Raw genomic sequence first — 26902 nt, 5'->3', positions numbered from 1 at the left:
GAGTGGGAGACCCTCTGGGAGTCGTTCACCGCCGCCTCCATTCATACCACTTTCAGCCCTCGAAGAGAGATTTCTCTCTTTGGGGTTTTTTGCATTTCATTCGAAGAGAGACATCTGAGACCGCTAGCCTTAAGAACGTCACCGGAATAGTTCCAGATGCGCTAAGGTGGCAGAGTCCGGCCGAACGCGGCGGCCTGCAGAGCCGCATATCGCCGGTTCAAATCCGGCCCTTAGCTTTTATATATTTTTATTTACTGAGAATTATCTATTCCGTTTAAGTAACCGTTTTGTTACTAGCAGCATCTCACATAGTATGGGTGTATTCTCGAGATTTCATACCGGGCTTAAATTAACAAGTGAGAGTGTCAAACTGCTCCATCAACACCCTCGCTTACTTATCTTCCCATTCTGTGCTGCAAGTAGTTCGATCGCACTTTCTGTAACTGTATTTTTCTTAATGGCAACTGCGTCACTGTTTGGTGGGGTCCGCGGATGGGTCGCACTGTTTTTTGTCTATCTGAGTGTTGCAGCGAGCGTTTCATTCTTTACAGCAGCGCTGGTGCACGCAACTGCTGCTCGGCTTCGTGGAGAAGTACCACCGCTCCGTCAGAGCATTATGGCTGCGTGGAAAAAACGATCGCCGGTATTTTTGTGGGCAGCCATTGCAGCGAGTGTTGGCTTAGTGCTTCGGTGGTTCACGCAATCAGACTCCGCACTCACGCGTGTTGTGGGGTCAGCGTTTATGCTTGGCTGGATTGCGATGACGTTCTTTGTACTCCCAGTCATTGTCTTTGAAAAAAGGCCTACACGTCAACTTTTTGCACGAAGTCTCTCGCTATTTCGTAATACCTGGGGTGAAGTAACAAGCGTGGGGCTCGGTATTAGCTTAGTTCACGTACTCTTTGCTACTGGGCTCGTCTCCAGTATTGTTCTTTTGACCGCGGCACTGACAACAGTTGTAACCCTACCAAGCGGTGTCTATGTCTGGGGCATTGTTGGTGCAATCTTATTGAGCTATTTGTTTGGCAAAACGGTGACCGCAATTACAAAAACCGTGGTGTATCTTCATGTACATGCTGAACTCACACCAACACAGTTTCCTGCTGCTACTGCGCTAGTGACAGACACACATAAATCGACAGAAACGCGCCACTAATATATACCACTCTCCGGACGGGTTAGTAACCGTTATACCCCGGGTGGCCCATGCTAAAATCATGCAACGACGCGCTGTAGCAGTGTCCGTCGCGCTCTTTCTTTTGGTTAGCGTCGCATCATACTCGTTGATCGCGACGGCCGAAGCGCCGACGATCTCGTTTGAGAATCCAGAGCACGAACTATCAGAAGAGGATACGTTCGAACTCGATGGGGTAACGTATACAGTAACAGCCCTCTCTGCTGAGGAAGATGAAGATGGTGTTATAGAGTATTCGGGTACGATCGAGTGGACTGACCCAGAGTCCGAGCAGTCTGAAACGTGGGATAACGAAAGCACGATCGAGTACCTAGACGGTGAGTGGATTGTCCTTGTTGACAGTGAGGAAGAACCAACCAGCTTTACACTTGAGGAAGCTATCGATCGACAAGCAATCCTTGAGGATGATCCAGACGCACGAAATGAGACTGTCGAGAATGAAGATGGAACAGAATCTGTCGTCATAACCGACGAGGATGGAAGCGAAACGCTTGTTCCAGCAGATGAATATTTCCCGGCACCACAGACTGAACAGTATGCAGAGGGAGATTCATTTGAGTACGCAAACAACACCGTGACTGTAGAGACAGTTGAGACAACCAGCGTCACTGTTGTGTGGACTGGTGAAGAAACCTTCTCGGAAGACTTCGAACAGGAAGATGAGATTACACTTGGTGATCAAGAGTTCTTGACCTTCTTTACAAGCAGTGATACAGTCATTCTCACACAAGACTTTGAATCATACGAGGCACAACTTGGAGAAATGAATACGTACCAGGATCGTGTCTCTGGTTTCTGGTATATTATCATTACAAGTATGACAATCGCACTGCTTCTTGTGATGGTTGCGTTCTTGCCGTCACGATACTAACCCAACTAGTCGCAGTTCGATTGTCGCTACATTTTTTTAGAAATACAGCAGTGACGACAGCGGGGTGTGAATCCTGATCGTTCGAACCGATACATGAATACCAGAGAATCTCGTGTACTGTCGTATGAGCACTGACGCAATGGGGTCGATCAAACAGCTACTCCCACATTGGATAGCGATGTTTCTTCTGATGATGCTAATATTGCAGTTTGTTGAACTCACAATCGGAGACATTAGCTTTTGGCCGTCTCTGGGGCTTGTCTTTGCGGTTGCGCTTGTCTATCCAACGTTTGTTCGAGCACTTGGTGTTGCACCTGAAACGTGGAAGCGGTAGGTGGCATGACACTCAACTAGGTCTCGAGCCTCTATCGATCGATTCCGTAGCCGCTGTCTGAAAGCACGTTGGCAACCTCAGCACGAGAGATCACTGCGACATCACCATGTAACGTCCGCTTGAGGGCTGCAGCAGCGGAACCAACAGCGAGTGACTGCTCAAGCGGCGATCCTGTAAGCTCTTCGGCAAGGAACCCACCGACAAATGCGTCTCCGGTACCGATCGGATCAACTGTTTCGGTCTCAAATATCGGTTGTGTAACAGTCGAGTCGTCTCTCAATGCGAGTGCCCCATCTTCTCCCCGGGTTATGACAACTGTTTCAATGTTGTATGTTTCACTGAGTGTTGCAGCAATCTCGGATGCCGAACCACTCATTCCAAGCACGTGGTGTGCATCACGCTCTGGAATAAAGAGGAGATCAAGCAGTTCAAATAGTGATTCATACGTCTCCCGTGCGTCTGCTGGCTCCCAGAGCTTTGCCCGATAGTTGAGATCAAACGCGGTTCGTGTATCGGCTGCGGATGCAACCTCAAGCAGCTTGTGAGTTGTCTCGGTTGTTGTAGCAGATAGCGCTGGTGTGATCCCGGTTGTAAAAAACAACGATGCGGACTCAATTGTAGTCGTATCTAGCTCAGAAGGGGTTACGGTCGTAATTGCAGCATCACGTCGATCGTAAAGTACAGTTGTTGGGCGTGGCTCTGCCCCATGTTCTAAATAGTATACTCCTTGTCTCGTTTCTGTGGATGCATCCCATGCAACAGCAGGTGTGACACCGTGCTGCCGGATTGACGATTCGACGCGTTTACCAAGTGGTGACTTCGGAAGCTTTGACAGCCAGGTTGTGTTGGCTCCAAGCCGTGCTGCGGCAACTGCAACGTTGCTTTCTGCCCCACCGGCTTGGACAGTAAACTCTGAAGACGTCTCAAGGAGCTCCCCACGGGGTGGAGAGAACCTGAGCATTGTCTCACCAAACGTTACAAGATCGGAAGTAGTCACGGTATTTCACCTACCAGGTCAAACTCGTTATTCATATACTATACTCGCAGAGTAACCGTGATAATTGGTGCGTTGTCAATCTCACGTCTCCCTTACACATCCTTATATACCCTTATCTGACTATGTGTAACCCTTTTATTCAAAGTCAACAACGATATCAATATGCGTCTTTCTCACACACAAACATTCGTTCCAAAGGCATGCGCCTACATTACACGTGGAGAGAACGAACTGTTAGTTTTTGAGGGCCCTGAGTATGATGGCTACCAGATCCCAAAAGGAACTGTTGAAGGTGATGAATCCCCCCGTGAGGCAGTATTCCGTGAGATTGCTGAAGAGAGCGGGCTTGGAGCAATTGCGACACCGAGACATCTTGTAAGCGATATTTGGAAGCGCCGTGAGAAGCGATGGTATACACGCCACTTTTTTCATACAACGGTGCATGAACCGCGTGACGAGTGGACCCACACGGTCACTGGAACTGGAGATGAAGTCGGTATCGAGTACGATTTTTCGTGGATAACACTCCCAACAAGAACTAAATTTGCGCTTGATCTCGATTCATACCTAAACCTTCTCACACAGTCTAAAGATGCGCCAATCAAGTGCTCGGTCACACAGTAGCGCATAACTGTACAATCGATCGAAAATGTAGCGAGTGAGATACAAAGCTACAACAGTCGATCGTGTTATGAATTCTTGGTACAGATCTTTTCTTTATTATAGACTGCGTCGGGATACACACAGAATACAACGAGGACCGAATAGCGTTTTTTGACTATGGTGCTTCGCCAGTTTCGACCGAGAAGTCCGCAATTGGGTACGCAACACAAGTGAGGGTGTATCCATCGTCCAACTCGCCGTCATCAAGCATCTGCTGATTGTCGTGGACAACGTAGTCTTCGGAGTTCCCACCGTTTGTAATGTGACCTGCACAGGAGACACACTGTCCCTGTCGGCACGCGTATGGAAGGTCCATCCCGGATTCCTCACCGCCATCGAGGACAGTCATGTTGTTCGCAACCTCAATTGTTTCGCCCTGCTTGACGTATTCGATCTCGAAGTATTCGACCTCGTCCTCTGGGATGTCCGCTGGACTCATCGAATCTTCATCTTCGCCTTCAAGTTCGCCTGCTTCCTCTCCGTCTGCGCCACCAACTGCAGCGACGGCACCGCCGCCACCACCGATCGATCGGTTCATTGGCTCAGGAAAGTCAGTTTCTACGACTGTTGCTGCTCGGCGCTCAAGCACTTCCTGTGAAATATCTTGGGAGGATTCCCATCCAGTCCCCCGTGCGTAGTGCAGGGCGACGATTGAGAGTACAATGGATGCACCCAACCCAAACGCCACTAGGTCAACCATACTGGAGGCTACGGAATCGGGGTTTAACAGCGTTTTGTTTATCGCCGTCAACAAAATATCCTGACAGCGAGTCCCAGCTCTCGATTATTTGTCGGTTCGAGCGACTTCGTGACGGCCAAATCCATACCGGAGTCGGTTTGCAAGTCGCCGGGAGAATCGCCCCTCATTCCGGCTATCAAAGCGTTCTGCAAGCGCTTGGTAGATGAGCGGAACCGGAACTTCCTGTTCAAGAGCCTCTTCGACGGTCCACGTTCCAGTTGAGCCGCCTGCAATGTGGTCTGCAACATCACCGAGATCGTTTCCTTCATTTTCAAACGCCTCTTGACAGAGCTCAAGCAGCCACGATCGGATCACAGCACCATTGTTCCACGTCCGAGCTACTGCTTCCAGGTCAAGATCATATCGGCCATCTGCAAGCAGTTCGAACCCTTCACCATATGCCTGCATAAGTGCGTACTCAACACCGTTGTGGACCATCTTGACGTAGTGTCCTGATCCTTCTGGCCCCATCCGATCGTGTCCATCTGGCCCTGTTGCAACTGCATCGAACACCGGAACCAGTTCGTCATAGGCCCACTGTGGGCCACCAATCATCAGCGAAAACCCTTCTTTTGCGCTCGCTGGGCCGCCACTTGTTCCACAGTCAAGGTATGCGGCAGGGCAAGCTTCCGCACGTGCAAGTGACTTTTCAAAGTGTGAGTTTCCACCATCCACAACAACATCATCGCTCGTAAGGAGTGGGTCAAGCGTTTCGAGCGTTGAGTCAACCGGGTCTCCCGCGGGGACCATTAGCCAGATTCGCTTGTTCTCCCCAAGTTTGTCACAGAGATCCTCGATCGACGCTGCTGGTGTTGCCCCGTTTGCTTTCGCAGTTGCAACTGCGTCATCAGAGAGATCGAATGCAACAATATCGTGGCCTGCATCCAGACTTCGGTTGACAACGATCTGTCCCATACGCCCAAGACCGATCACACCAAGTTCCATGCTCGTCGTTCATATCGCAACTGGTGTAGCCGTTCCGGTTCGCTGCTCCTCGTCGGAGTTTTAGCTCCGCCACGTCATCACATCGTATGGACCAACGGGTTATCGAACATGCAGACGTACTGGTCGATTGGAGCGCACAGGTTGAACGCGGCGACAACGTCATTGTAAGCGTTGCAGAAGGTACACATGATCTTGCAGTTGCGGTTGCAGAGAAACTGGGCGACCGAGGCGCAAACATGATCACGCTCTACGACAGCGATGAACTCTCGAGCGCATATCTCTCCGCACATGACGGCACTTTCGATCATGCCGGCGCACATGAACAACGACTGCTCGAAAAAGCGGACGTCTATCTTCGATTGGGTGGTGGTCGAAACACTGCAGAAACGTCGGATATTCCACAATCAGTGCGGCAAGCATACAACAAATCACGCACAGACGCACGCGAAGCACGAATGAACACCGACTGGGTTTCAACACTGCATCCAACACGGAGTCTTGCACAGCAAGCAGGGATGTCTTACAGCGCATACAAAACGTTTGTCTACAATGCTATCCTCCGAGACTGGGAGTCACTTGCCGAAGAGATGGCAGAGATGAAAACGCTGCTTGATGCAGGCAGTGAGGTCCACATCACAACCGATCGCACTGATCTGACAATGTCGATCGCGGATCGAACTGCAGTTAACAGCTGTGCATCTGTTGCATATGATTCACACAACCTTCCATCCGGTGAGGTGTTCACTGCACCGTATGCGACTACTGGCACTGCATTCTTCGATGTCCCAATGACGATCGACGGAACACGTGTTCAAGATGTTGAACTTGTGTTTGCGGATGGAACGGTTGTCGACTACAGTGCTGTGCAAGGAGAAGAAACACTGTCGGGTGTGCTTGAAACCGACGATGGGGCACGACGACTCGGTGAACTTGGAATTGGGATGAACCGCGGCATCGATCGGTTCACTGATAACATCCTCTTTGATGAGAAGATGGGAGATACTGTCCACCTCGCAGTTGGGCGTGCGTATGATGCATGTCTTCCTACCGGTGAAACCGGGAACAAATCAGCGGTTCACGTTGATATGATTATGGATATGAGCAGTAACTCGACGCTATCGATCGATGGTGAGGTTATCCAGCGAGACGGGACCTTCCGTTGGGAGGACGGATTCGAAGCATAGCTGCGTCACTCACACGTCGTGTGTTTCACCGCAGTGTGGACACTCGACTTCTTCGGCTCGAAGCCGGGCGCTTTCTTCGCGGACCTCACGCATTACTGTCGAGATTCGATCTTCTGCATCGAGTTCTTCTGCAACCGCAAGATCGACACCTTCGACCTCAAGTAAGAACTTTGCAACTTCAGTTACCTCATACATCAACTCATCCAACTCTTCGGCGGTGAAGAATCCGCTCATCGCTCCGTAGAGGAATGTGGCACCAGCTTTGTTCACTTTCCCTTCAAATGACGATCGTGCCTGGTTGACCGCTTGTGGTGTGTAGGTGTCGGTCATAAACGGGACCAATTCCGGCAGGTTTTCGCCAATCTTCGTCATCTCAACACCAGTTTCGGTTCTGAAATCAGCACAGAGCCGTGCAATCGCCCACTCGCGCGCAGTAATATATGTCCGATCGCGAAGAAACCCATTGACCCGATCGTAGGTTGCGCCATCCATCTTTTTGAAGCGCTCATACTTTTGAACGTCTGTTGGAACTGTCGATTCAGTTTCGTCTACCACTTCTGTATCCGTTGGGTCTTGTTCTACAGGTGTCTCTGTATTTTTTTCTCTGCCTTTCGCTCTCTCCTCCTCCGAAGATCCGTGTGGTGTCTCTGTTGGGGACTGCTCATCGCTCATGCACGGGCATCTGTTTGCTCATTGGAAAAGCGTTGCCGTGCACGAGCACCAATCTCACGGACGGGACAGCTTTTTTGCACCCGGCGGTGACAGTTGCGGTATGAAAGTACTTCTTGGGATTGGTGGCGCAGATGATTCAATTAAAGCGCTCGAAAAGACGATCGACCGGGCAACGGCTACCAATGATGAACTCACCGTTGCGATTGTCGAGAACCCGAACGCAGATCGAACACCGAACGAAGTTGAGGATGCGGTGCAAAAGTACTTAGATGAAGCCAAACTTTCGGCAACGATTCGCCATGTCGAAGGCGATCCTGGGAGCCGACTTGTTGATATTGCTGAAACGGAAGGCTATGAAGAAATTGTTCTCGGTGGGGGACAGACAAGCCCGATGGGAAAGATACAGATCGGACAGATTGCAGAGTTTGTCCTGCTCAACTCACACAAAACGGTGACGCTAGTCCGATGAGCCGAGATCGACGCTACCCAGAAGAGGTCTCGGGGCCGTTTGAGTCACCACCACTTTCGTTTATTGATCGAACCGATCGTGAGATGAAACTCACACCGTACGATGGCTCCAAAGAGGACAAAGAGGCCTTAGTACAGATGTATCTTGATTTTGATCCATCTGATCGTGCTCAAGGTATCCCTCCTGGACAAGAATCCCGTATCCGAACGTGGCTGGATACAATTCTCTCTGATGAGTGTCTCAATGTAATTGCATGGGACGACCAAACTGTTGCTGGACATGCGACGCTCGTTCCGGATGGCGATGCATACGAACTTGCAATCTTTGTACTGCAGGCGTACCAAGAGGCAGGTATTGGAACGTATCTCATCAAATCACTGCTTGGATATGGGGCGGCAAATGATGTGAGAAAAGTCTGGTTGACTGTCGAACGATGGAACCGTCCTGCAGTTGGACTTTATAAAAAGGTCGGCTTCGAAACAAGCAACGCCGAAAGCTTCGAACTTGAGATGGCGATCAGGCTACACAAAGACCCTACGTGAACGACCCTAGACAGAGAGAACTGGCTGGCTTGCGTATAACAGGACATACTCTGCTGCTTTTTCAAGCACATCGCTTGGATCGTCCGCCATTGGCTCTCGCGGGACAACGATGAAATCAGAATCCAGCTCCTCCGCGGTATCCAGCACAACGCTTCCGGGATGAACTGTCTTCACTTTTTGTGAGAATCCGTATGCAATCGAACTTGTGAGTGGGACCTCTGTGTCTGCTGCGATCGTTGCGATTTCAGTCGTAAACGATCGTGTATCGTCTGCGATATCCGTTTCATCGACTGCGCCGGTCTCAATTCCGCGGACAATTTCTTCACCAAGGACATAGACCGCGTGTACTGACGCGTCGTATTTGTCTGCGATCGCAAGCGCGAATTCAACCGCTTCACGCGACTCATCGCTCCCATCAACGGGCACTAACACGAGATTGATATCAAGATCGGCCATACGGCGAGGTGGGGCCGCAAACATGAAAAACACTCCCCCTGTAGGTCGCCATTTATGTGGCTGTTGGTACCGTCTGTCACGATCGAGTGTTGAGGATTTATACGATATCGCGCTAAATCGGGTCTATGATCGAACGGATCGTCATTGCAACGGATGGTTCCGAAAGCGTCAAGCGAGCAGTACGTGTGGCCGTCGATATCGCTGACAAATTTGAGGCAGAAGTCCATGCGCTTTCAATCGTTGATGCTGGTGAAGTCGAATCCGCTCCGCAACAGGTTCGAGACGACCTTCGTGAAGCACTTACGACACAGGCTGAAGAAGCACTTGTTGAGATTGAATCGATGACACAGGGGTCCGTTGTCACTGCGGTTCGTGAGGGTCGACCTGCAGCAGAGATCGGTACCTATGCTCGTGAAAATGAGATTGATGTCGTCGCAACCGGAACTCGTGGTCGACACGGCGAAAATCGGTTTTTGATCGGTAGTGTTGCAGAGCGAGTTGTCAGAACCTGTCCCGTCCCCGTTCTTACGGTTCGACAGCTCTCCGAAGACGAATTATAACAACCGCCGATCCACGAGAGTTTTCACACCGCTTCCCAACCATCCTATATGGACGATGAGTTTCTTGATACTAGTCGACTACCGATCGATCGCCGATCGCGTATCCCCGGTGCTGGATTCTTTTACCCCGATACGGTTGATGAAGAGCTGAAAGAACAACAAGCAAAGGCGGCCATTGAGGGCTCTGAAGCCGTTGTTGTTACGGACTCCGATGCAGATGGACTTGGTTGTATTGCACTCATTCGAGAGGCATATGATGCAGCGATCGAGCCTGAGCCGTTTCTTACAACGCTTGAAGCACGGCTCTCCGAAGACGATGCGGACGAGGCTGAAGATGACAGACCGGAGTTCGAATCACGGGTTGCACTCCTTGCAGCTGGACCACATTCGCTCGGAGAAACCCTCGAGCGTGTCGCTGAATACGCTGATTCCGGTATTGACCTCTTTGTCTGTGACCTGTGTCCAGATTCGTATGAGACCGTTTCCGAGCCGCTCGAAACGCTCACCTCACGCTGCGATCGTGTCTCGTGGTATGACCATCACCAGTGGACCGACGAGGTGTTCACGGCAGTGTCGGACGCTGGCGTTGATCTCGTTGTTGGCGATTCCGAAGAGGAGTGTAGTACGGATGTTGCGCTTCGATCGCTCGAATACGACTTTGATGAACAGTTTGTCGAGCTTGCAGCGGTTACGCGTGACCATGACCTCTGGCTCAATGAGGATCCACGAAGCCAAGATCTTGCGGACTATGCGTTTTGGAGCGGCCCGGAGGAGTACGCTGCGATCGTTGGTGCATACGGTGTCTCGCTTCCAACTGTTGTGTCCGAGTATATTGCGCATCGCCGGGTTGAGAAAGAGAAACTGATTGACCTTGCGGTTGAACGTGCAGATTTCAAATCTGTCGGACCATGGACCGTGGGGATTACCTATGGCCGCTGCTCACAGAACGAAGTTGCAGACGCGCTCCGTGATCAGGGTGCTGACGCAGCTGTGATCGTCAAGCCAGCCGGGAGTGCAAGCCTTCGTGGAAGCGACGACTTCGAGAAATGTCACCTTGTTGCACGGCAGGTCAACGGTGGCGGGCATCCGAAAGCATCCGGCTGTAAGCCCGGTATCTACGATGACATGTTGGACTATGCACACCACTGGACAACTGAAGGGAGCGCTGCAAAACGCGTCATCCTCGCTGCATTTGAGCGCGTTGCTGATGAATCAGTAACAGAAGCGTAGTCGAAAACTGAAACGCTGAACTGCTAGCGACTTCCTGCAATCCATTTGTGACTGAAGTTTGCCCCGCATGAACAGTGAGCGTATGCGTGAATGACATCACCATCTGCATACATCCCACCGACCTCGGTGTTTTGTGCCTCCGCAAAGGAAAAGGCAAACTCAATCGTGTGCTCTTCATCCGGCTTTTCGTCCGCAAGCGGACACACACCACCTGAGAGATCTGGGTTAATCTCGCCTTCTTGTCCCATTGCAGCCCCCGCAAACTCCATTGGGTCGATTCCAGTTCCTTGTGAGAACGCAGATCGGCCCTCCTCACCATCGACAACAAGTACAACCCCACCTTCGACATCTTCGCCATAGTTTGCGATCATCATGTTGTCGTTCATGAATGCTTCGCTGATGAAGATCGCAACATCGTCGAGACGATCGCCAGTCAGATACGCTGTTAGTTTGCTCATGCGGGATGTGAGGTCGCCAGCGGTAAATGAGCTATCACTTCTTTCGATCGACTGGCCTCCCGTTTTCGTCCCTATTAGTTTCCATCAAGCTTCTCAGCGATCGACGCGAGCGAATCCCGCGGGCCCTGCCGAACGGTGTAGACAGCTCGCTTACCGGGCTCGCGAATGCCGTACAGCTGTCCGCTGACAACGCGATCGAATGCAACTCCGTCGCCCTCCTCACGTTTGAGTCCTGCAAGCCACGGTGCGAGGGCGTTGTCCCCACGCTGAGCCCTGGCTGCAGCCTTTGTCTCGTATAGCGCCCGAATAATCGGGCCATTTGCATCCGTCTCAACTCGGGCGTGTCGTTCGGTGCCATCGAGAACAACGCGAACAAAATCACCTGTGGAAAGCTCACCTGTGAGCTCTTCTGGGAGTCGGAGACATCGGAGCCTAGTACTTCCGAGCCGGATAATCTCTGCACGAAGCGTCTCAACCGCATCGCTGTCGCTTGGGAGTCGATCGCTCATGGCACTACTCGTCTCGGGAAGAAAATAAAACGCGTGTTCGCGTATGATTCAGTTACTCGTCGTCTGCAGCGTCTTCGTCTTCGTCATCGCTGAGTGCATCTGCAACAGAGCCGTCACCGTCAGCGACTGATGCGTTGATCTGTGCAACCTCGTTGCTGATCTCTCGACCACGAACGGTGATGCGTTTGCGCTCTCCGTCACGGCTTGGTGAGAAGCCGACACCGTCTGTGAGAAGGAGCTCTTTGAGGTTTGCGCCTGGAACGTCTGCGCGGAGTGGGCGACCGGTGTTGTCAGATGCGCCGGTGAGTTTGAGTGTAAATCCGTCAAGACCGACTGCTGCGCCGTCTACCTCATCGCCAAGGTCTCGGCCAAGGAATCGGTTTGCGTCCTGTCCATCGACTTCAAACTGAAACGCCTCGCCTGTCTCAGGATCGGCGACGACGACTTTGAATTCTGCCATTACAGAAACTCACTGGACGGGCAATAAAAAGCACGTCGAAAGCGTCTGCACTAATTTGGCTACAAAATCGCGTTATTCTCGGAACAGTCGGTACGATCCCTGGCCTGTTACGACCGTTTTTGTCCCACCATCCGGTGTTGGACTTTCGACACGCATCTCGCTCACCCCGATCGACTCACCGGCTCGGACCACGTTTGCGATCGCCCGAAGGTCGCCATCCGCTCGCCGGAGATAGTTCACATTCAGGTTCACGGTTGCAACACCGCCACGAGTTGGCTCATCAAACATCGTCCGGAGTGCGACACCGCCCGCGGTATCAATAAGCGTTGCTGCAACGCCACCGTGGACTGTTGGCGGTGTGGTTGTATTAGTTAGCTTCTCATCAAACGGAATCGAAAGCACAAGCCGACCTTTCTCAACTTCCTCAACTGTTGTGCCGAGCCATGAGAGATAGCCGTGCTCTTTTTCGATCGACTGTCGGAGCAACGCAGTGAGATCGGGATCAAACTCAGCCTCAGTCTCTGTTTCCGCGTCTGTCATGCACAATCGATCGCGGTGTGAACATATGGAGGCGGCGATTCACACCGAGCTCGTTTATCAACGTTGCCTCAGCTCACGCTTGATAGCCAGCGCTCTCCATTGCCGCTTCGAACTGTGGTGTGTCCATCGCACTTTCATAAACCAGTGCGGTGAGCATTCCACCAGGGTAGCTGTCGCCATTCATGACGTGATTGACTTTGTGACAGTGCATCAGGTACACACCTGGATCGGCATCTGCGGTAAATTCGATCGTCTTTCGCTCTGCTGGTGCGATGTGTGTCACATCTTCTTTAAATCGTGCTTCTGGTGGGATGATTCCGCCATCCTTTTCGACCACTTCAAATCGGTGATTATGTAGATGAATCGGATGGCTCTCATAGCCGTTGTTTGTCAGATGGATTCTGACGCGATCGCCCGCTTCAACGACCATTGGTGAACCCTCCTCAGGATGGAATGTATAGGGTGCGCTTCGTCCATTCATCGTAAAGACGTCAGGATTTCGGTTTCGATGGCTGAAATCGGTGTTTCCACCGGCAAACTGGTTTGATAACCGGGAGTCCCAATCTTTGATCGTCAAGAAAAACTCCTTATCAGGTGGCTCGTAGTCAACCGGGTCGACACGAACGATTCCATACATTCCGAGGTCTAAATGATTCTGCGTTTGATAGTGACAGTGATACAGATGTGTACCCGGAACGTTTGCATCAATTTCATAGGTGTGTGACTCTCCAGCCCCAACCTGCATTCCGGTGCTTGCCGGCGCACCATCATCCATCCAATCTTTTCGAAGCGCGTGGACATGGAAGGTATGCGGTCGGACGTCCTCTGTATTTTCAAGAGTAATACTCATCTCAGTCCCTTCCTCTGCACGAAGAATCGGCCCTGGGACGCTTGGTGGATGATCATCTGCCTGCCATGCCCATACCTCCGGTAGCTCGAGCGGCCCGCCGGCAGCGTCTTCACTAACCAACGTATGTCGTGATGGAACCGTTCGAATTGTTGTTTCTCCACCCTGTTCATTCAAGTCAACAATCACCGGCGGTCCAGTATATGGATAATCTGTTTCTGCTGGATTCGCGGGTCCATGTGAATCTTCCTCGGTTTCACTCTCGGAATTGCCCGTTGATTCGTGCTCTTCTTGTTCTTGTCCCACTGAGCCTTGAATCGGCTCGCTCACTGGCGCGGCACAGCCAGCCAGTGCCAAAACACCCGTCACGCCTGCGCCCTGCAAAAACTTCCGTCTCGATGCACGCGATCGCCAGTGATCTCGACTTGACGTCATACCTCACAGTTAGGATGTCTCTGATATATGTCCCAACGAGCGTTCTCAGACCCTTAGAATCGGTTGTGCGGTCTGTTCACATAACCACTACGTTCGTCCACCGAGCCGAATCGGATCCTCGCTTGGCTCGATCGTCACACGAACATCTGTCCCAACATCGAACGTCTGGCCGATCGTCACCAGTTTTGCACCCCATGAGCCGGTCTGGTCTGCAAATAATGAGAGCCCTGTAATGCGCTCCCCATTTGCCAAGATGTCGATCGGGTTCCATACAAGGTCACGATCGGAGACGGTTGCAATGTCGGTTCCGAACAGGGACACAGCGGAGTGATCCGTCTCTGATAGAATGCCGCCACCGCCATAGTGTGAGAGCCCGCCATCAAGCGCCACACCTTCGTCGCTCGCAATTGCTGCAAATGATCCCGGCTGTGGATGTGTTGGTCCTGAGAGGAGCGCGTGGGTTGGTCCGGTTTCGACAACCGTTCCAGTCCCATCCCAGTCGATCGGTGCGACATCAACTGCGGCGGTCAGTGGAACCGAGCCGCTTGCTCTGTAGGGGTTCTGCGCTGCGGTTCGGAAATCAAGATGAATGTGATTTGCAACCCACTGCCCGAAAAAGCCTGATCGAACGAGCGTTCCAAGTCGATCGCCAATTGCAACATCATCACCCTTGCTCACTGCAGGATCGACGTGTAGTATTCGTGCAACAACCTCGTCCGTTCCCGTTGGTGTGACGCCGTCATCCACCGAAATTACAATGAGATGATCGTGCGACACTGCATATGGCTGGTCTGGACACCGGACCGACAAGGTGTCAATAACGGTCCCCGACACCGGTGATCGTGCAACATCCGTCCCGGGATAGAGGTCGATCGCACAGCCGTAATCGTGAGCCGGATACGGCGAGTTATACAGTGAAAACCGCTCATATCGACTAAGAACAGACCCCCCAATCTCCACAGATGCGCCCATGGCAGTCCTTAGAATTCGACACAAATAGCTACGCGGGTGCCCCTCGTGGGCTATATGATGACTGAAACCCAAGGCCCGCTATGGAGACGCTGGTTGTTCGCGGCCGAAAAGAGACACCGAACGCCGATCGTGCCGCAACCAAAACCCTCCTCACACATACGACGGAAACCGGGCAACCAACGGTTCGGGTATGGACGCCACACCGTCAGATTGCATTTGGTCGACGAGATACCCGCGCGGACGGGTTCGATCGAGCGGTATCGATCGCAACCGAGTATGGCTTTCCAGCGATCGAACGGAGTGTTGGTGGGCGGGCGGTTGCATACACCGGCAGTGTGCTTGCTTTTGCGAGTACGATTCCGATCGACGATATCCGACAAGGGATGGATGAACGGTACGAGACAGCAACAATGCAACTGCTGACGGCGCTCTCCGATGTGGGTGCCACCGTCGAACGTGGTGAACCTGCCGATTCCTACTGTCCCGGCGAGCACTCGATCCAAGGCAGCGACACTGGAAAGATCGTTGGCATTGCCCAACGGATCACTGGCGGTGCGGCGCTTGTTTCGGGCTGTGTGACGGTTACCGATCGGGATGCAACGGAGCTCGCATCGGTGTTAGCGCCGGTGTATGCTGCAATCGACGTTCCATTTGATCGCGCATCGGTCGGCTCGGTTGAAGCCGCTGGTGGCGCTGCTGCTGTTGAGGCTGTACAGCGTACGATCGAGCAAACCCTCATCTCCGGCCCAACTGCGGTTGTCGACTGTAATTCGATCGAACTCGATCTGTAACCCGTCGCTTTTAGGACTGTCAAACTCCCACTGAAAGATATGCTCATTCAGGACGCCACGCTTGCTGACGGGCGCGTTGTCGATGTTCGAACGAAAGATGGGACAATCAAGACCGTACAGTCAGGGCTTGACCCACAGGATGGCGAGCGGATAATCGATGCCGACGAGAAACTGTTGCTTCCGGGTGCGATCGATGCACACGTCCATTTCCGACAGCCCGGGTTTGAACATAAAGAGACGTTTGAAACCGGTTCGCGGAGTGCAGCAGCAGGCGGTGTGACAACGATTGTTGATCAGCCAAACACCGAGCCACCAACCACAGATGGTGGTGCATTCGATCAAAAAGCACGGTTCGCATCCGATTCATACGTTGATTTCGGCATCAATGGCGGTGTGACCGAGTCGTGGGATCCCGAGTCGCTTCTCGACCGCCCGCTTTTTGCGCTTGGTGAGGTGTTTCTCGCAGACTCAACAGGAGAGATGGGGATCGATCTTGAGCTGTTTGGTGAGGCAGTTGCGGCTGCAACTGACCGTGGTGTTCCGGTGACCGTCCATGCAGAGGATGCAACGATGTTTGATGAGAGTCAGCAATCGGGTGATGCTGGCGGTATTGGTATTGAGGCAAACACTGATCTGTGGAGTGCATATCGGACCGCTGCAGCCGAAGAAGCGGCGATCGAACGCGCAGTCTCGGTTGGGCAAGCCCACAATGCACAGATCCACATTGCACACACCTCAACGCCGGAAGGGATCGACGCAGCAGTCTCCGGTGGTGCAACCTGTGAAGTCTGTCCACACCACCTCTTCCTCTCACGTGACGATCTCGGATCGCTTGGAACGTTTGGCCGGATGAATCCACCGCTCCGGAGCGAAGCACGCAGGCAAGCCGTTTTTGAAAAGGTTGCCGACGGCACAGTGGACATCATTGCAACCGACCATGCACCGCACACGGAAACAGAGAAACAACAGGGTGTCTGGGATGCACCAAGCGGCGTCCCAGGCGTTGAGACGATGGTTCCACTGCTGTTGGCCGCTGCGGCTGAGGGTCATTGGAGTCTCGAACGCGTGCGCGATCTGACCGCGGCAAATCCAGCGTCGATCTTTGGCATTGAGACGAAGGGTACAATTGAGCCAGGGTATGATGCGGATTTTGCACTGTATGACCTCTCCCGTACGGAGCAAATACGGGGTGAAACGCTCCACACAAAATGCACGTGGACGCCATTCGAAGGGATGGATGGAATCTTCCCTGAGCTCACTGTTGTTCGTGGGTCGATCGTCTATGAACGAAATCCGATAGCACCGCCTATTGACATTGATATTGATGACGTTGACGCACCAAGCGAGCGATTTGGTGATCCGGTTGGTCAAAACGTTAGACAGTAATCCGCCCCGGTGTCTTTGGTGATCCGAAGCTTTAGCCATGTGCAGACACCACACAGGGATATGACAACCTCATTTGAGTCCACTTCGCCTGTGTGGGACAAACTGACTGAGGAGAGAGATGCAACTGCAGCCGAACTGGAGTCGGATGGTTGGGAAGTGATGACGCTCACTACCGGTGATGTAACACCACGACCGGCTCGAGAGAGCGATGTCGGCAAGACGTTTATCGGGCTCAATGTCCTTATTCCGGGTAACGAGTTTCGCGAGCTTGAGCCGTTTGTTGAAGAGGCTGCATTCGATAGCTACGAAGTGTATAAATCGAACGCTGGCGATACGATGTTGCTTCTTATTGTGATGAAAGCAGCGGATGAAAAGCGCGCTGTTTGCTTCCCTGCGTACTACGACATCTCACAGGCTTCCTACATGATTTCGGAAGCAGAAGCAGCGGAGGAGATGGAGACGATTGTTCGACCGCTTTCCGACGACCGCCGCGTTGTATTTTCTCACCATGATGTGAGCCTGTTGCTCCCCGAACGCGTCGACGACTAGTCCACGGAGACCCGATACCGTTTTCCGCCGTCCCGAAGAACGACAAATAAATGCTGAGCAGACAGTTCGTTCGTGAGAATCCCGACGTTGTCCGAGAAGCGCTCAAAAACAAGGGCGTGGATGTGGACTTCGATCGGATTCTCGAGATTGACGATGAGTGGCGATCGCTGAAAAGCACTGGTGACGATCTTCGACACGAGCGCAATGAGGTGAGCCGATCGATCGGCCAACTCAAACAGGAGGGCAAAGAGGATGAAGCCCAAGACGCAATCGAGCGCTCTGGAGCGCTCAAAACGGAGCTTCAAGAGATTGAATCGCGTGCAGACGAACTGGAGGCAGAGCTTGAAGCCGCACTTTTGACGCTGCCGCAGATTCCACACGAATCAGTACCGGTTGGTGCTGACGAGGACGAGAACGTTGAACGTCGTCGTGAAGGATTTGAAGACCTCCGATCGCTTCCTGAGACAGTTGTCCCACACTATGATCTTGGCGAACAGCTCGATATTCTTGACTTTTCGCGTGGTGCAAAAGTTGCAGGTGGTGGATTCTACTTTGCGAAAGGTGACGGCGCAAAACTAGAGCATGCACTGATCCAGTTTATGCTTGACGTCCACCGCGAGCAGGGCTATATTGACGTGTTCCCGCCAATCCCCGTCAACAGCGCCTCAATGCGTGGCACCGGCCAGTTCCCAAAGTTCACCGAAGATGCATACCGGCTTGAGGGGAGCAATGAGGACGAATATACCGATGATGATCTCTGGTTGCTCCCGACCGCAGAGGTCCCTGTCACCAACATGCACCGCGATGAGATTCTGTTGGATGACGATCTCCCGCTGAAATATCAAGCCTACTCGCCGAACTTCCGACAGGAGGCTGGCGAACACGGTACCGAAACTCGTGGAATCGTCCGCGTCCATCAGTTCAACAAGGTTGAGATGGTCAACTTCGTGCGGCCTGAGGAGAGCTACGATCGGTTTGCGGGGCTTGTGGATGAAGCCGAAGCGGTCCTTCGACGACTTGAGCTTCCATACCGAATTCTTGAGATGTGTACCGGCGACCTTGGATTTACGCAGTCGAAAAAGTACGATATCGAGGTCTGGGCACCAGGTGATGATATGGAGGACGGCCCAGCCGAAGGTGGCCGCTGGCTCGAAGTCTCATCGGTATCGAACTTCGAGGACTTTCAGGCTCGCAGAGCAGGGATTCAGTACCGACCGGAGCGACATGGCTCTGCAGAGTATCTCCACACGTTGAATGGTTCAGGGCTTGCGGTTCCACGAATTGTTGTCGCTATTCTTGAGTACTACCAGAACGAGGATGGGACGGTCGACGTCCCTGCGGCATTACAGCCATATATGGGCGGTCAAGAGCTGATAGAAGGGAGCGAGCCGGTTGGTGAGAGCGCAGTTGGTGCTGGGACAAAAGACTAATCTATATCGGTCAGACGTGTGTTCGTAGCTTGGCGATCGTCCCTTCCCTTGACATTTCGAATACATCAATAAACGACAATACTTCTTCCTCATTTGAATCGAGGAGTCTACCGTATACCGCAATGCTCTCTGGTGCTTGTTTGACTGTTTCAATCCTGTGTCGGGTGTTTGTGAGTGGCCGATCATCCCGCATAAATGAAATAAATGCCGCTCTATCCTCAAATGTTCGATCGGGTCGGTACTGCATAAAATCAGCTGCCAGCACTGATTTCAGTGTCTCATACTCGTGCTCATCGAGACACCGGTAGTATTCGGTGACGATCGCGGGGGTGTCCATACGGAGGACATGACGCCGTCACCAAAGGGTTTGTCTCCCAAGCGCGGCGTTTTTATCGCCCGCTCGCCCAGTTCCAGCAACCGTGGAACTGCATATTCGATACGAGGGTGACGATGATCCGAAAAAGTGCACCGCCAAAAAGCTCGCACGGTTTGATCTCGCACGCCTGCACCGAAGCCATCGTGAGACACCGTATGGTGTTGTGTTGAATCCGCACGCAGAGCAAGCGCTTTCACCGGCCGATCGTGCGTCAGCAGGTGGGATCGAAGATGGAGGCGGAGATGGACGACCAACAGGTGGTGCACTCGTTGCGCTTGACTGTTCGTGGGAGTCTGCTGGTGAGGCGCGGTTTTCGCTCGCTGGCGAGCACCGCGCACTTCCATATCTCGTTGCAGCTAATCCAGTGAATTTTGGTCGACCGATGCGGTTGACAACGGTCGAGGCGCTTGCCGCAGCGCTCGTGATTTTAGGCGAGCGTGAACACGCCGAACAGATCCTCGCAAAATTCAATTGGGGAGAGACATTTCTCGAACTTAATGACGAACCATTACGCCGATATGCTGCGTGTGCGGACTCAACGGAGGTTGTATCCGTCCAATCTGCGTATCTCGATCGATAGAATAGCGTCGTATATAAATCGTCTTTGATTTTCTGGGTTAACGATACTTGTTTGATTCATAGGGGCGTATTTATACTCACCCACATTCACAGCCGTTGTGATCTCCACCGTGGTGGTGGGTCACATTATGGAACAACAGACAAACTCAGTAACGACATCAACCGCCCTGGAGCTTTTAAAAAATCCGTGCAGAAAAGCGCTCCTGCAACAGCTCATACTCGTTGAGCAGCAACCGGTTCACTTAGACCACCTCATTGGTTTACTGCCTGACGGTAATTCACCTGAAGCCCAAGCCCAACTTAAAACCGAACTCCATCATATTCATCTTCCGAAATTAGCAGATGCGGATGTAATTGCATATAACCAGACAGACGAGACAATCAGCTATCGATCGACCAGAAAAATTGAAAAGCTTATTGATTTTATCGACACATCCTTGTGAATCACGCGCTCCCACGCTGTCCGCTAGTGGTTATTAAAACGTGCGGTGACAATCTCGTGAATAATCGTATTTACTGCATTCATCTTTCCATCCGCGTATCCTGCGGCTGCTTGCATCTGGGACTGTTCGTCGATCGGCGCACTGATACAGGCAGTTGTATCATCCACAATCAGTAGCTGTCCGATCGGATTCTCAACCGCATCGGTAATGTGTTCAATGGTAATCTGTGATGAACGTAGCTGTTCGATAGTTGACTCCGTAATCTGTGGACCCACACCAATAGTCACAGACACACCACGATTGGTCGCATTCGTTAGGTGCGACATGACATGCTGTGACGGATGCTGATAGATTCCGTATATAATGGTTTCCGTGGCCGATTCAAGCATCTCTTGGATTCGGTTTTCAACGGCTTCAGTGTGGTGTAGTATCTCAAGCTGCTCGGCGCGTGTGCTCGCGTGTTGTGGTCGTATCTGTGTGAGCATCTCGACGAGCGTTTCAATCCGGCCCTGATACTCCTGTGTGAGTTTCGTACCCGCAGTTTGTGCTGAGATTGCCCAGAACTGTTTCGGAACCGACTGTTGAATCTCAACAAGCCCTCGTTCTTTGAGCTCGGTCACCGCATCATAGACGCGCGTCCGAGGTACATCCGACACCTCGCTCACTTCCTGTGCAGTCCCACACTGTAACGTTGTTAATGCAACAAATGTCCGAGCAGCATAGGCGCTAAGCCCGAGCGCTTCAAGCTGTTCGATCGCAACGGAGCGAGGCGTATTCGTAGGGGTGTCTGACATAGATGAGAGATATATCGATCCGATGTATGAGCACACAATCGCGGATGTTGGGTTCCTGATTTGTGTGCCAACTAACTCTTCTCTCTGATAGCGTATATTGCTGTTGTGATTATCCGAGTGAATATGTGGCCTTTGACAAACAGTTCAAAAACAACTATTAGCATCTCTTTGTCACTCAACTACTCACATATCTCACTATGTTAGCAGAAAAACATTTCAAAAATGGGTTTATAGGGCTAAAAACGGTTTTTACCACATAGTTCACCCTCTACTTGTGATTAAAAAGTGGAAATACCTTTCCGGTAGTGTACGAAACTACCATCTGATACTGCTATTTGTTCGGTGATAGCACGGGTTGGGATTCATGGACGAACGTACAACACAACAACAGGCGATTGAACTGCTCCAACAGCTCGGGCTCAAAGAGTACGAAGCGAAATCATTCGTGGCACTCTCGCGGATTCCGCATGGGAGTGCCAAAGATATCAGCGAAATTTCTGCAGTTCCACGAACCCGTGTCTATGATGCGATTCGGGTGCTTGAAACGAAAGGGCTGGTTGAAATCCAACATACAAGCCCACAACAGTTTCATGCCGTTTCGATCGAAGAAGCCACTGACACACTCCGGAGAGAGTATGAATCACGAACCGACAAACTTCGTGAAACGCTTTCCGGAATCGAACCAGCAACACCGACAGAAGACTCTCGCGTGACGCATGAAGTCTGGTCGTTGTCCGGGGCACCTGCGATCGCAAGCCGAACCCAGCAGCTGATTACTGAAGGGGCTACTGAACTGATACTGGTCGTCGGGCGCCGTGACAGTGTCACGGATGAGTTGGTTGTTCGTCTGTCTGATGCTGCCGATCGCGGTGTTTCCGTTGTTATTGGGACGACCTCCACAACTGTGTACGAACAGCTTCGCGAACAGGTCCCAAATGCAGCGGTGTTTCGATCAACGCTTGAGTGGCTCCACGGTGAGGATGAAGATACTGAAATCACTCGGCTTCTCCTTGTTGATAAAAAAACGATTCTTATTAGCTCATCTCACGTCGATGTTGCAACAGGCGAATCACGCGAGCAGGCTGTGTTCGGACGTGGGTTTAATAATGGGCTTGTTGTCATCATCCGACGGCTCATGGCGACCGGACTTCGTACGGGGTCGTAGCGTCGTCGCTTCAGGTTTTAGTTAAAAACGCCACCGATCGCTCCAGCAAGTGCGCTATCGATCGCAAAGATGACTGTCAGGACAATACCGCCAACGAGTACACCGCCAAACCCAAGCACGCCACCCAGTGGCCCACCAACTAATCCAAATAGCCCTGCAAGAAGCGCTAACAGCACTGAGAGCACGATTCCTGTAATCGACCCGGCAAGGAGTCCGTGCCACGCCCCACTGGCAAGCCCACCACCGGCAAGATATCCTGCAGCAAATCCACCGATAATTCCTGCCCCGATGTGGCCAACGATCGGTGCCCCTGTCGCGAGGACACCCGCGATAAACATTATTACAAAGCCAACCGCAACTGCACGCCAGTTTGTCATACCATCCGGTACGCTACTGAACCGAAAAAGCACCTCGGTTTACTAGTATATGAGACTCTTATTGTTTCAAATTTAATAAAATACGCTCTATTTTCGCAGCTGAGTTAATATCTACTCGATTCATAGGGGTCACTAATGAGTATGCAGTCGACTGACAACGAGACTGTTCAGTTTGTTGTTCCTGACATGGACTGCCCATCCTGTGCCGGGAAAGTTGAACGTGGGCTCGGCAATCTTGATGCGATCTTGGACGTGGAGACACGACCGACGAGTGGCACTGTGGTTGTGACCTACGACGCAACCAGCATAACCGCCGAAACAATCACGGAGGCACTCGGTTCGCTTGGCTACCCAGTTACAACCACACAGCAGGAGCGGTTCTCAGTTCCATCGATGGATTGCTCCGCTTGTGCTGGAAAGGTTGACGCTGCACTGAACGAGCTCTCGGGCGTTGTTTCGATCGACACGCGTCCAACGAGCGGGACGGTCGTTGTAACGTATGATCCTGCACAATCCTCTGTCGGCGAGCTTGCTGCGACGATCGAACAGACCGGCTATGCGGTCGTTGAATCCAAGCGTGACACACAGCCACAGCTCTGGAAAACACCACGGGCAGTCAAAACAGCGATCGGTGCAGTGTTGCTCCTCACTGGTGTTGTATTTGAATGGTTCATTCCTGCATTCAATACGACGTTCACAACAATCTGGCTCTGGACTGTTTCGATCGACTGGCTGCTCTATGTTCTCGCGGTTGTTGTTGCAGGAACTGCAATTCTCCGGAATGGGCTCATTTCGGTGCGAACCAGACAGCTCGATATTGACCTATTAATGAGTGCGGGAATCACCGGGGCGTTGGTCGTCGGGCTTCCGTTTGAGGCTGCAACGCTGGCGGTACTGTATAGCATTGCAGAACTGCTTGAGCGCTACTCGATCGATCGGGCCCGCAATTCGTTGACCGAACTGCTCGAACTCTCACCAGATACGGCAACGGTTCGGCGGAATGGAGAAGAGGTGGTTGTCCCAGTTGAGGAGATTTCGGTTGGCGAGACGGTTGTTGTCCGGCCTGGTGAGAACGTTCCACTCGATGGTGTTGTGATTGACGGGCACAGCGCGCTTGATGAGTCTCCTGTTACCGGCGAGAGCGTTCCGGTGGACAAAACTGTCGGTGATGAGGTGTATGCGGGCACTCGTAATACGGAGGGGTTCCTTGCGATCGAAGCCACTGCACCTGCTGGAGAATCCACCCTTGCACAGGTTATTGAGCTTGTTGCAGACGCAGAAGCCGAACAAACCGAGCGAGAACAGTTCGTCGATCGGTTTGCAGCGATCTATACGCCGATTATCGTCGTTGGTGCACTGCTCACAATGACGATCCCGCCACTGGTTTTCGGTGCACCGTTTACCGAATGGTTTGTTCGTGGACTCACGCTTATTGTTATCGCGTGCCCATGTGCGTTTGTCATCTCAACACCAGTTAGCGTTGTCTCCGGACTCACAAGCGCCGCACGAAATGGCGTCCTCATCAAAGGTGGAGCACATCTTGAATCGATGGCGACAGTTGACACCGTTGCGCTCGACAAGACAGGGACGCTTACAACTGGAGAGTTGCAGGTTACTGACGTCATTGCACTCAATGGAAATGACGAGACAGACGTACTTGCGTGTGCAGGCTCGATCGAACGCCGGAGCGAACACCCAATTGCAGCCGCGATTGTCGAGTATGCTGACACCGCTGCTGCTCCGATCCGATCGATCGCACAGTTCGAAGCACTCCCTGGAAAAGGCGTCCGTGCCGAACTTGATGGTGTAACACACTACGCTGGAAAACCAGGGCTGTTCGCAGAGCTTGGGTTTTCGCTTGAGCACACACATCTCAAAACAGACGGTGGCGTCACAATCTCGAAGACTGCCGAAGATGATATTCAATCCTGTGCACATGGTAGTTATCTTGACCTTCGAAACGAGACAATCCCACGCCTCCAGCAGGAAGGAAAGACAGTCATTCTTGTCGGAACGGAAGATGAGATTGAAGGTGTGATTGCAGTCGCTGATACGGTTCGACCAGAAGCGGCGTGGATGGTCGATCGACTCAACGAACTCGGAATTTCCCGCGTTGTCATGCTCACTGGCGATAACGAACGAACGGCTCACGCGATTGGCAATCAGGTCGGTGTCGATGAGATTCGGGCGGGGCTGCTTCCAGCCGAAAAGGTTGCAGCAATCAGAGAGCTTGACGCTGAAACTGCGGGTGGCGTTGCAATGGTTGGTGATGGTATCAACGACGCACCAGCACTCGCAACTGCAACGGTTGGCATTGCAATGGGTGCCGCTGGTACGGATGCCGCGATCGAAACCGCAGACATCGCCCTCATGGCTGACGATCTCACAAAGCTTCCGTACCTCTACTCGTTATCAGCGAAATCAGAGTCAGTGATCAAACAGAATATCGGCTCAAGCCTTGCGGTGAAGGCGGTGCTTGCAATCGGTGCACCGTTCGGCTATGTTTCTGTGCTTGTTGCGATCGTCGTTGGTGATATGGGAATGAGTTTGGGGGTAACGAGCAACGCGATGCGGCTTGCGGGTATCGAGCCAGAAACACCGCCGGAGGCGATTGAATCTGTCTAGAGGACGATTGCGACAACGGCGAACAGAATTAAGACACCAGTAATATCACACACGTTTGTTACAACAGGGATTGTTGTATCGTCCGGATTGTATCCTAATTTGAATGAACCATACACTGCAAGCAGACTCACAACGACAACGAACACCGATAAGAGCATCCCACTTATCAGCGATATCGTCATCACCTCCACGAGCGTGAGCGTTCCGCCGAGTGCTTGTCCGATCGCCCATGCAGCAACACCAACCAGTGTGAACACCGTGAATCCGAGACCCAACACTGCAAGCGAGTTTGATTGAACATCATGATTGTCGATCGATAGTTCGAATGTTCCTAAATGCAGCTGTGTTGAGAGCCGTGAACACATAATTGAGCCAAGGTTTCCTGCGGTACCGATCTGAACGGGGACTAAAATAAGCAGCGATGGTGTTTCTAACAGGACATCCTCAAACGACTCAAGCACGGAGCCTGACACCATCTGCAATACGGACAGTGCTACAAGCAGCGGAACCATTGTAACAACCATTCGACGGATACTCCACTCTTCGTCAAGTCGGTCTAGGAGCGTCTCCGGCTCCGGTTCTTCATCACCCTCGAGAAGATCGTCATAAATCTCGCTCAGTGAGTCACTCATTCCGGTTAGATTCTCTCCAGCGTCGATATCTGTCATACAACCAACCCCACAACGTAGATTGCAATGAGCAAGAAGATGACACCAAAGACATCTCCCAGTGTTGTGACGATCGGACCGACGAGGTTGTCCGGATCAATCCCTTTTCGGTAGCCGATGAATACGACGCTGACAAGCACTGTTAGCATTAATATCGCAGATAAAAACCCTGCAATCGCCATAATTCCGACAAGTTCAATCAGATTTCCGCCTCTTCCGAGCAACCCAACAACAACGAATGCAACAACTGCAATAAATATGGATACTACCATCCCGTTAATAAATGATGCAATCACTGCATTTGAGAGCCGTTTATCGAAGGTAAATCGGGGCTCGATAATTCCTTGATGAAGGCCACTTGAGATTCGTGCACCGAGCGATCCGTAGACACCACCACGTGTCGCCAAGAACGCAGGCAGTAGAACAAGGATTCCGGGTACACTTTCGATGCCATTACGCATTGTTTCGCTTCCCAATACGGTGCCTGCGAACAATCCTGCAATAAGACTGATAAAAATAACCGGCATTGCCTGTCGATAGATATCCCATGCTGAACTCCGTCCGGCCATACAGACATGTCATGGTTTGTGTTGATAAACCCCGCGTGCTTGATCGGACCACATACACATATATGATTTCTG

33 protein-coding genes and 1 tRNA gene are annotated in these 26902 nt (G+C 52.0%); 18 read left to right on the top strand and 16 right to left on the bottom strand.

Annotated features, from left to right (window positions below; genetic code table 11):
* Positions 1 to 160: 160 nt before the first annotated feature.
* The 4 genes from AArcSt2_RS08050 (at position 161) to AArcSt2_RS08035 (ending at position 2400) form a co-directional block, all read left to right on the top strand.
* Positions 161 to 236: transfer RNA gene (locus AArcSt2_RS08050), tRNA-Cys, on the top strand.
* A 77-nt stretch (positions 237 to 313) separates the two neighbouring features.
* Entirely contained in the window at positions 314 to 1156 is an 843-nt protein-coding gene (locus AArcSt2_RS08045; RefSeq protein WP_250583767.1) for a DUF6159 family protein, read from the top strand.
* A 61-nt stretch (positions 1157 to 1217) separates the two neighbouring features.
* Complete coding sequence (locus tag AArcSt2_RS08040; protein ID WP_174652344.1) at positions 1218 to 2066, top strand: hypothetical protein; 849 nt, start codon at positions 1218 to 1220, stop codon at positions 2064 to 2066.
* 124 nt (positions 2067 to 2190) lie between these two features.
* Positions 2191 to 2400 carry a hypothetical protein gene (locus AArcSt2_RS08035; protein WP_250583765.1) on the top strand — a complete coding sequence of 70 codons (210 nt, stop codon included), beginning with the start codon at positions 2191 to 2193 and terminating at the stop codon, positions 2398 to 2400.
* Positions 2401 to 2431: 31 nt separating this feature from the next.
* Here the strand turns inward: AArcSt2_RS08035 and kdgK1 are convergent, their stop codons facing one another.
* A complete protein-coding gene (gene kdgK1 / locus AArcSt2_RS08030) occupies positions 2432 to 3397 on the bottom strand; it encodes a bifunctional 2-dehydro-3-deoxygluconokinase/2-dehydro-3-deoxygalactonokinase (protein WP_302928580.1) in 966 nt (321 codons plus the stop codon).
* Between the two features lie 162 nt (positions 3398 to 3559).
* On the opposite strand from kdgK1, the gene AArcSt2_RS08025 reads away from it, so the two are divergent.
* Positions 3560 to 4021, top strand: a complete 462-nt coding sequence (locus AArcSt2_RS08025) for an NUDIX hydrolase (protein WP_174652343.1) — start codon at positions 3560 to 3562, stop codon at positions 4019 to 4021.
* A gap of 154 nt (positions 4022 to 4175) precedes the next feature.
* Here AArcSt2_RS08025 and AArcSt2_RS08020 read toward each other — a convergent pair whose 3' ends face one another.
* Positions 4176 to 4760 (bottom strand): 2Fe-2S iron-sulfur cluster-binding protein, encoded by a 585-nt coding sequence (locus tag AArcSt2_RS08020; RefSeq protein ID WP_250583763.1) that lies wholly within the window; start codon positions 4758 to 4760, stop codon positions 4176 to 4178.
* Between the two features lie 84 nt (positions 4761 to 4844).
* A complete protein-coding gene (locus AArcSt2_RS08015) occupies positions 4845 to 5744 on the bottom strand; it encodes a decarboxylating 6-phosphogluconate dehydrogenase (protein WP_250583761.1) in 900 nt (299 codons plus the stop codon).
* Positions 5745 to 5830: 86 nt separating this feature from the next.
* Here AArcSt2_RS08015 and AArcSt2_RS08010 point away from each other — a divergent pair, with 86 nt between their 5' ends.
* Positions 5831 to 6928 (top strand): aminopeptidase, encoded by a 1098-nt coding sequence (locus AArcSt2_RS08010; RefSeq protein WP_250583759.1) that lies wholly within the window; start codon positions 5831 to 5833, stop codon positions 6926 to 6928.
* A 9-nt stretch (positions 6929 to 6937) separates the two neighbouring features.
* Here AArcSt2_RS08010 and AArcSt2_RS08005 read toward each other — a convergent pair whose 3' ends face one another.
* On the bottom strand, positions 6938 to 7600 hold the full coding sequence (locus tag AArcSt2_RS08005; protein WP_250583757.1) for a DUF5806 family protein: 663 nt from the start codon (positions 7598 to 7600) through the stop codon (positions 6938 to 6940).
* A 100-nt stretch (positions 7601 to 7700) separates the two neighbouring features.
* Here AArcSt2_RS08005 and AArcSt2_RS08000 point away from each other — a divergent pair, with 100 nt between their 5' ends.
* Complete coding sequence (locus tag AArcSt2_RS08000; protein WP_250583755.1) at positions 7701 to 8069, top strand: universal stress protein; 369 nt, start codon at positions 7701 to 7703, stop codon at positions 8067 to 8069.
* Positions 8066 to 8611, top strand: coding sequence for a GNAT family N-acetyltransferase (locus tag AArcSt2_RS07995; RefSeq protein WP_174652337.1), 546 nt, complete (start codon positions 8066 to 8068; stop codon positions 8609 to 8611). Before AArcSt2_RS08000 ends, AArcSt2_RS07995 begins: the two co-directional genes overlap by 4 nt.
* Before the next feature lie 6 nt (positions 8612 to 8617).
* Here the strand turns inward: AArcSt2_RS07995 and AArcSt2_RS07990 are convergent, their stop codons facing one another.
* Positions 8618 to 9067: a universal stress protein gene (locus AArcSt2_RS07990; protein ID WP_250583753.1), complete on the bottom strand. Its 450-nt coding sequence runs from the start codon at positions 9065 to 9067 to the stop codon at positions 8618 to 8620.
* A gap of 125 nt (positions 9068 to 9192) precedes the next feature.
* On the opposite strand from AArcSt2_RS07990, the gene AArcSt2_RS07985 reads away from it, so the two are divergent.
* Both AArcSt2_RS07985 and AArcSt2_RS07980 read left to right on the top strand, forming a co-directional pair.
* Positions 9193 to 9627, top strand: a complete 435-nt coding sequence (locus AArcSt2_RS07985) for a universal stress protein (protein WP_174652335.1) — start codon at positions 9193 to 9195, stop codon at positions 9625 to 9627.
* Between the two features lie 48 nt (positions 9628 to 9675).
* A complete protein-coding gene (locus tag AArcSt2_RS07980; RefSeq protein ID WP_250583751.1) occupies positions 9676 to 10857 on the top strand; it encodes a DHH family phosphoesterase in 1182 nt (393 codons plus the stop codon).
* A 23-nt stretch (positions 10858 to 10880) separates the two neighbouring features.
* Here AArcSt2_RS07980 and AArcSt2_RS07975 read toward each other — a convergent pair whose 3' ends face one another.
* From AArcSt2_RS07975 to AArcSt2_RS07950, 6 genes are all read right to left on the bottom strand, one after another.
* A complete protein-coding gene (locus AArcSt2_RS07975) occupies positions 10881 to 11315 on the bottom strand; it encodes a DUF5807 family protein (protein ID WP_250583749.1) in 435 nt (144 codons plus the stop codon).
* A gap of 74 nt (positions 11316 to 11389) precedes the next feature.
* Positions 11390 to 11824: a DUF7112 family protein gene (locus AArcSt2_RS07970; protein ID WP_174652332.1), complete on the bottom strand. Its 435-nt coding sequence runs from the start codon at positions 11822 to 11824 to the stop codon at positions 11390 to 11392.
* A 52-nt stretch (positions 11825 to 11876) separates the two neighbouring features.
* Entirely contained in the window at positions 11877 to 12284 is a 408-nt protein-coding gene (locus tag AArcSt2_RS07965) for a 30S ribosomal protein S6e (RefSeq protein ID WP_174652331.1), read from the bottom strand.
* Positions 12285 to 12356: 72 nt separating this feature from the next.
* Positions 12357 to 12824, bottom strand: a complete 468-nt coding sequence (locus AArcSt2_RS07960; protein WP_174652330.1) for a PaaI family thioesterase — start codon at positions 12822 to 12824, stop codon at positions 12357 to 12359.
* Between the two features lie 73 nt (positions 12825 to 12897).
* The gene (locus tag AArcSt2_RS07955) at positions 12898 to 14106 is read right to left on the bottom strand and encodes a multicopper oxidase domain-containing protein (RefSeq protein ID WP_174652329.1); all 1209 of its coding nucleotides are present in this window, start codon (positions 14104 to 14106) and stop codon (positions 12898 to 12900) included.
* A gap of 87 nt (positions 14107 to 14193) precedes the next feature.
* Positions 14194 to 15078 (bottom strand): DUF8155 domain-containing protein, encoded by an 885-nt coding sequence (locus tag AArcSt2_RS07950; protein ID WP_250583747.1) that lies wholly within the window; start codon positions 15076 to 15078, stop codon positions 14194 to 14196.
* An 80-nt stretch (positions 15079 to 15158) separates the two neighbouring features.
* Here AArcSt2_RS07950 and AArcSt2_RS07945 point away from each other — a divergent pair, with 80 nt between their 5' ends.
* From AArcSt2_RS07945 to serS, 4 genes are read left to right on the top strand one after another with little or no spacing between them, the layout of a single operon-like run.
* Positions 15159 to 15869 carry a lipoate--protein ligase family protein gene (locus tag AArcSt2_RS07945; RefSeq protein WP_174652327.1) on the top strand — a complete coding sequence of 237 codons (711 nt, stop codon included), beginning with the start codon at positions 15159 to 15161 and terminating at the stop codon, positions 15867 to 15869.
* A 39-nt stretch (positions 15870 to 15908) separates the two neighbouring features.
* Complete coding sequence (locus AArcSt2_RS07940; RefSeq protein WP_250583745.1) at positions 15909 to 17255, top strand: dihydroorotase; 1347 nt, start codon at positions 15909 to 15911, stop codon at positions 17253 to 17255.
* Between the two features lie 60 nt (positions 17256 to 17315).
* The gene (locus tag AArcSt2_RS07935) at positions 17316 to 17804 is read left to right on the top strand and encodes a DUF7529 family protein (protein WP_250583743.1); all 489 of its coding nucleotides are present in this window, start codon (positions 17316 to 17318) and stop codon (positions 17802 to 17804) included.
* A 50-nt stretch (positions 17805 to 17854) separates the two neighbouring features.
* Positions 17855 to 19234: a serine--tRNA ligase gene (gene serS / locus AArcSt2_RS07930; RefSeq protein WP_174652324.1), complete on the top strand. Its 1380-nt coding sequence runs from the start codon at positions 17855 to 17857 to the stop codon at positions 19232 to 19234.
* Positions 19235 to 19244: 10 nt separating this feature from the next.
* On the opposite strand, the gene AArcSt2_RS07925 is transcribed toward serS, so the two are convergent.
* Entirely contained in the window at positions 19245 to 19571 is a 327-nt protein-coding gene (locus tag AArcSt2_RS07925) for a nuclear transport factor 2 family protein (protein ID WP_174652323.1), read from the bottom strand.
* A gap of 82 nt (positions 19572 to 19653) precedes the next feature.
* Here AArcSt2_RS07925 and AArcSt2_RS07920 point away from each other — a divergent pair, with 82 nt between their 5' ends.
* Positions 19654 to 20190 carry a DUF367 family protein gene (locus AArcSt2_RS07920; RefSeq protein ID WP_174652322.1) on the top strand — a complete coding sequence of 179 codons (537 nt, stop codon included), beginning with the start codon at positions 19654 to 19656 and terminating at the stop codon, positions 20188 to 20190.
* 127 nt (positions 20191 to 20317) lie between these two features.
* Entirely contained in the window at positions 20318 to 20632 is a 315-nt protein-coding gene (locus AArcSt2_RS07915; protein WP_174652321.1) for a DUF7344 domain-containing protein, read from the top strand.
* 23 nt (positions 20633 to 20655) lie between these two features.
* Here AArcSt2_RS07915 and AArcSt2_RS07910 read toward each other — a convergent pair whose 3' ends face one another.
* Positions 20656 to 21426 (bottom strand): TrmB family transcriptional regulator, encoded by a 771-nt coding sequence (locus tag AArcSt2_RS07910; RefSeq protein ID WP_250583741.1) that lies wholly within the window; start codon positions 21424 to 21426, stop codon positions 20656 to 20658.
* A 364-nt stretch (positions 21427 to 21790) separates the two neighbouring features.
* On the opposite strand from AArcSt2_RS07910, the gene AArcSt2_RS07905 reads away from it, so the two are divergent.
* Positions 21791 to 22591, top strand: a complete 801-nt coding sequence (locus AArcSt2_RS07905) for a TrmB family transcriptional regulator (protein ID WP_250583739.1) — start codon at positions 21791 to 21793, stop codon at positions 22589 to 22591.
* Positions 22592 to 22608: 17 nt separating this feature from the next.
* Here AArcSt2_RS07905 and AArcSt2_RS07900 read toward each other — a convergent pair whose 3' ends face one another.
* A complete protein-coding gene (locus AArcSt2_RS07900) occupies positions 22609 to 22968 on the bottom strand; it encodes a DUF5518 domain-containing protein (protein WP_250583737.1) in 360 nt (119 codons plus the stop codon).
* Between the two features lie 135 nt (positions 22969 to 23103).
* Here AArcSt2_RS07900 and AArcSt2_RS07895 point away from each other — a divergent pair, with 135 nt between their 5' ends.
* Positions 23104 to 25593, top strand: a complete 2490-nt coding sequence (locus AArcSt2_RS07895) for a heavy metal translocating P-type ATPase (RefSeq protein ID WP_250583735.1) — start codon at positions 23104 to 23106, stop codon at positions 25591 to 25593.
* Here the strand turns inward: AArcSt2_RS07895 and AArcSt2_RS07890 are convergent.
* Together AArcSt2_RS07890 and AArcSt2_RS07885 are read right to left on the bottom strand one after the other, a co-directional pair.
* Entirely contained in the window at positions 25590 to 26261 is a 672-nt protein-coding gene (locus tag AArcSt2_RS07890; protein ID WP_425493651.1) for a magnesium transporter, read from the bottom strand. The genes AArcSt2_RS07895 and AArcSt2_RS07890 overlap by 4 nt on opposite strands.
* Positions 26258 to 26830 (bottom strand): magnesium transporter, encoded by a 573-nt coding sequence (locus AArcSt2_RS07885; RefSeq protein WP_174652316.1) that lies wholly within the window; start codon positions 26828 to 26830, stop codon positions 26258 to 26260. Before AArcSt2_RS07885 ends, AArcSt2_RS07890 begins: the two co-directional genes overlap by 4 nt.
* Between the last annotated feature and the right edge of the window lie 72 nt (positions 26831 to 26902).

It is taken from the genome of Natronocalculus amylovorans, from assembly GCF_023638035.1.
In the GTDB taxonomy this organism is placed as follows: domain Archaea; phylum Halobacteriota; class Halobacteria; order Halobacteriales; family Haloferacaceae; genus Natronocalculus; species Natronocalculus amylovorans.
Note: the sequence above shows the minus strand (reverse complement) of the source record. Positions and strands in the feature narration are given on the sequence as shown.

Bases quoted from the DNA above. Each gene is read 5' to 3' on its own strand.
- AArcSt2_RS08025 (WP_174652343.1), top strand. From the start codon at position 3,560: ATGCGTCTTTCTCACACACAAACATTCGTTCCAAAGGCATGCGCCTAC.
- AArcSt2_RS07935 (WP_250583743.1), top strand. From the start codon at position 17,316: ATGACAACCTCATTTGAGTCCACTTCGCCTGTGTGGGACAAACTGACT.
- AArcSt2_RS08015 (WP_250583761.1), bottom strand. From the start codon at position 5,744: ATGGAACTTGGTGTGATCGGTCTTGGGCGTATGGGACAGATCGTTGTC.
- AArcSt2_RS07905 (WP_250583739.1), top strand. From the start codon at position 21,791: ATGGACGAACGTACAACACAACAACAGGCGATTGAACTGCTCCAACAG.
- AArcSt2_RS07995 (WP_174652337.1), top strand. From the start codon at position 8,066: ATGAGCCGAGATCGACGCTACCCAGAAGAGGTCTCGGGGCCGTTTGAG.
- AArcSt2_RS08010 (WP_250583759.1), top strand. From the start codon at position 5,831: ATGGACCAACGGGTTATCGAACATGCAGACGTACTGGTCGATTGGAGC.
- AArcSt2_RS07970 (WP_174652332.1), bottom strand. From the start codon at position 11,824: ATGAGCGATCGACTCCCAAGCGACAGCGATGCGGTTGAGACGCTTCGT.
- AArcSt2_RS07990 (WP_250583753.1), bottom strand. From the start codon at position 9,067: ATGGCCGATCTTGATATCAATCTCGTGTTAGTGCCCGTTGATGGGAGC.
- AArcSt2_RS07910 (WP_250583741.1), bottom strand. From the start codon at position 21,426: ATGTCAGACACCCCTACGAATACGCCTCGCTCCGTTGCGATCGAACAG.
- AArcSt2_RS08005 (WP_250583757.1), bottom strand. From the start codon at position 7,600: ATGAGCGATGAGCAGTCCCCAACAGAGACACCACACGGATCTTCGGAG.
- AArcSt2_RS08020 (WP_250583763.1), bottom strand. From the start codon at position 4,760: ATGGTTGACCTAGTGGCGTTTGGGTTGGGTGCATCCATTGTACTCTCA.
- AArcSt2_RS07950 (WP_250583747.1), bottom strand. From the start codon at position 15,078: ATGGGCGCATCTGTGGAGATTGGGGGGTCTGTTCTTAGTCGATATGAG.
- AArcSt2_RS07980 (WP_250583751.1), top strand. From the start codon at position 9,676: ATGGACGATGAGTTTCTTGATACTAGTCGACTACCGATCGATCGCCGA.
- AArcSt2_RS07890 (WP_425493651.1), bottom strand. From the start codon at position 26,261: ATGACAGATATCGACGCTGGAGAGAATCTAACCGGAATGAGTGACTCA.
- AArcSt2_RS08040 (WP_174652344.1), top strand. From the start codon at position 1,218: ATGCAACGACGCGCTGTAGCAGTGTCCGTCGCGCTCTTTCTTTTGGTT.
- AArcSt2_RS08045 (WP_250583767.1), top strand. From the start codon at position 314: ATGGGTGTATTCTCGAGATTTCATACCGGGCTTAAATTAACAAGTGAG.
- AArcSt2_RS07900 (WP_250583737.1), bottom strand. From the start codon at position 22,968: ATGACAAACTGGCGTGCAGTTGCGGTTGGCTTTGTAATAATGTTTATC.
- AArcSt2_RS07945 (WP_174652327.1), top strand. From the start codon at position 15,159: ATGGAGACGCTGGTTGTTCGCGGCCGAAAAGAGACACCGAACGCCGAT.
- AArcSt2_RS07960 (WP_174652330.1), bottom strand. From the start codon at position 12,824: ATGACAGACGCGGAAACAGAGACTGAGGCTGAGTTTGATCCCGATCTC.
- AArcSt2_RS07985 (WP_174652335.1), top strand. From the start codon at position 9,193: ATGATCGAACGGATCGTCATTGCAACGGATGGTTCCGAAAGCGTCAAG.
- AArcSt2_RS07965 (WP_174652331.1), bottom strand. From the start codon at position 12,284: ATGGCAGAATTCAAAGTCGTCGTCGCCGATCCTGAGACAGGCGAGGCG.
- AArcSt2_RS08035 (WP_250583765.1), top strand. From the start codon at position 2,191: ATGAGCACTGACGCAATGGGGTCGATCAAACAGCTACTCCCACATTGG.
- AArcSt2_RS07895 (WP_250583735.1), top strand. From the start codon at position 23,104: ATGAGTATGCAGTCGACTGACAACGAGACTGTTCAGTTTGTTGTTCCT.
- AArcSt2_RS07925 (WP_174652323.1), bottom strand. From the start codon at position 19,571: ATGGACACCCCCGCGATCGTCACCGAATACTACCGGTGTCTCGATGAG.
- serS (WP_174652324.1), top strand. From the start codon at position 17,855: ATGCTGAGCAGACAGTTCGTTCGTGAGAATCCCGACGTTGTCCGAGAA.
- AArcSt2_RS07975 (WP_250583749.1), bottom strand. From the start codon at position 11,315: ATGAGCAAACTAACAGCGTATCTGACTGGCGATCGTCTCGACGATGTT.
- AArcSt2_RS07885 (WP_174652316.1), bottom strand. From the start codon at position 26,830: ATGGCCGGACGGAGTTCAGCATGGGATATCTATCGACAGGCAATGCCG.
- AArcSt2_RS08000 (WP_250583755.1), top strand. From the start codon at position 7,701: ATGAAAGTACTTCTTGGGATTGGTGGCGCAGATGATTCAATTAAAGCG.
- AArcSt2_RS07940 (WP_250583745.1), top strand. From the start codon at position 15,909: ATGCTCATTCAGGACGCCACGCTTGCTGACGGGCGCGTTGTCGATGTT.
- AArcSt2_RS07915 (WP_174652321.1), top strand. From the start codon at position 20,318: ATGGAACAACAGACAAACTCAGTAACGACATCAACCGCCCTGGAGCTT.
- AArcSt2_RS07955 (WP_174652329.1), bottom strand. From the start codon at position 14,106: ATGACGTCAAGTCGAGATCACTGGCGATCGCGTGCATCGAGACGGAAG.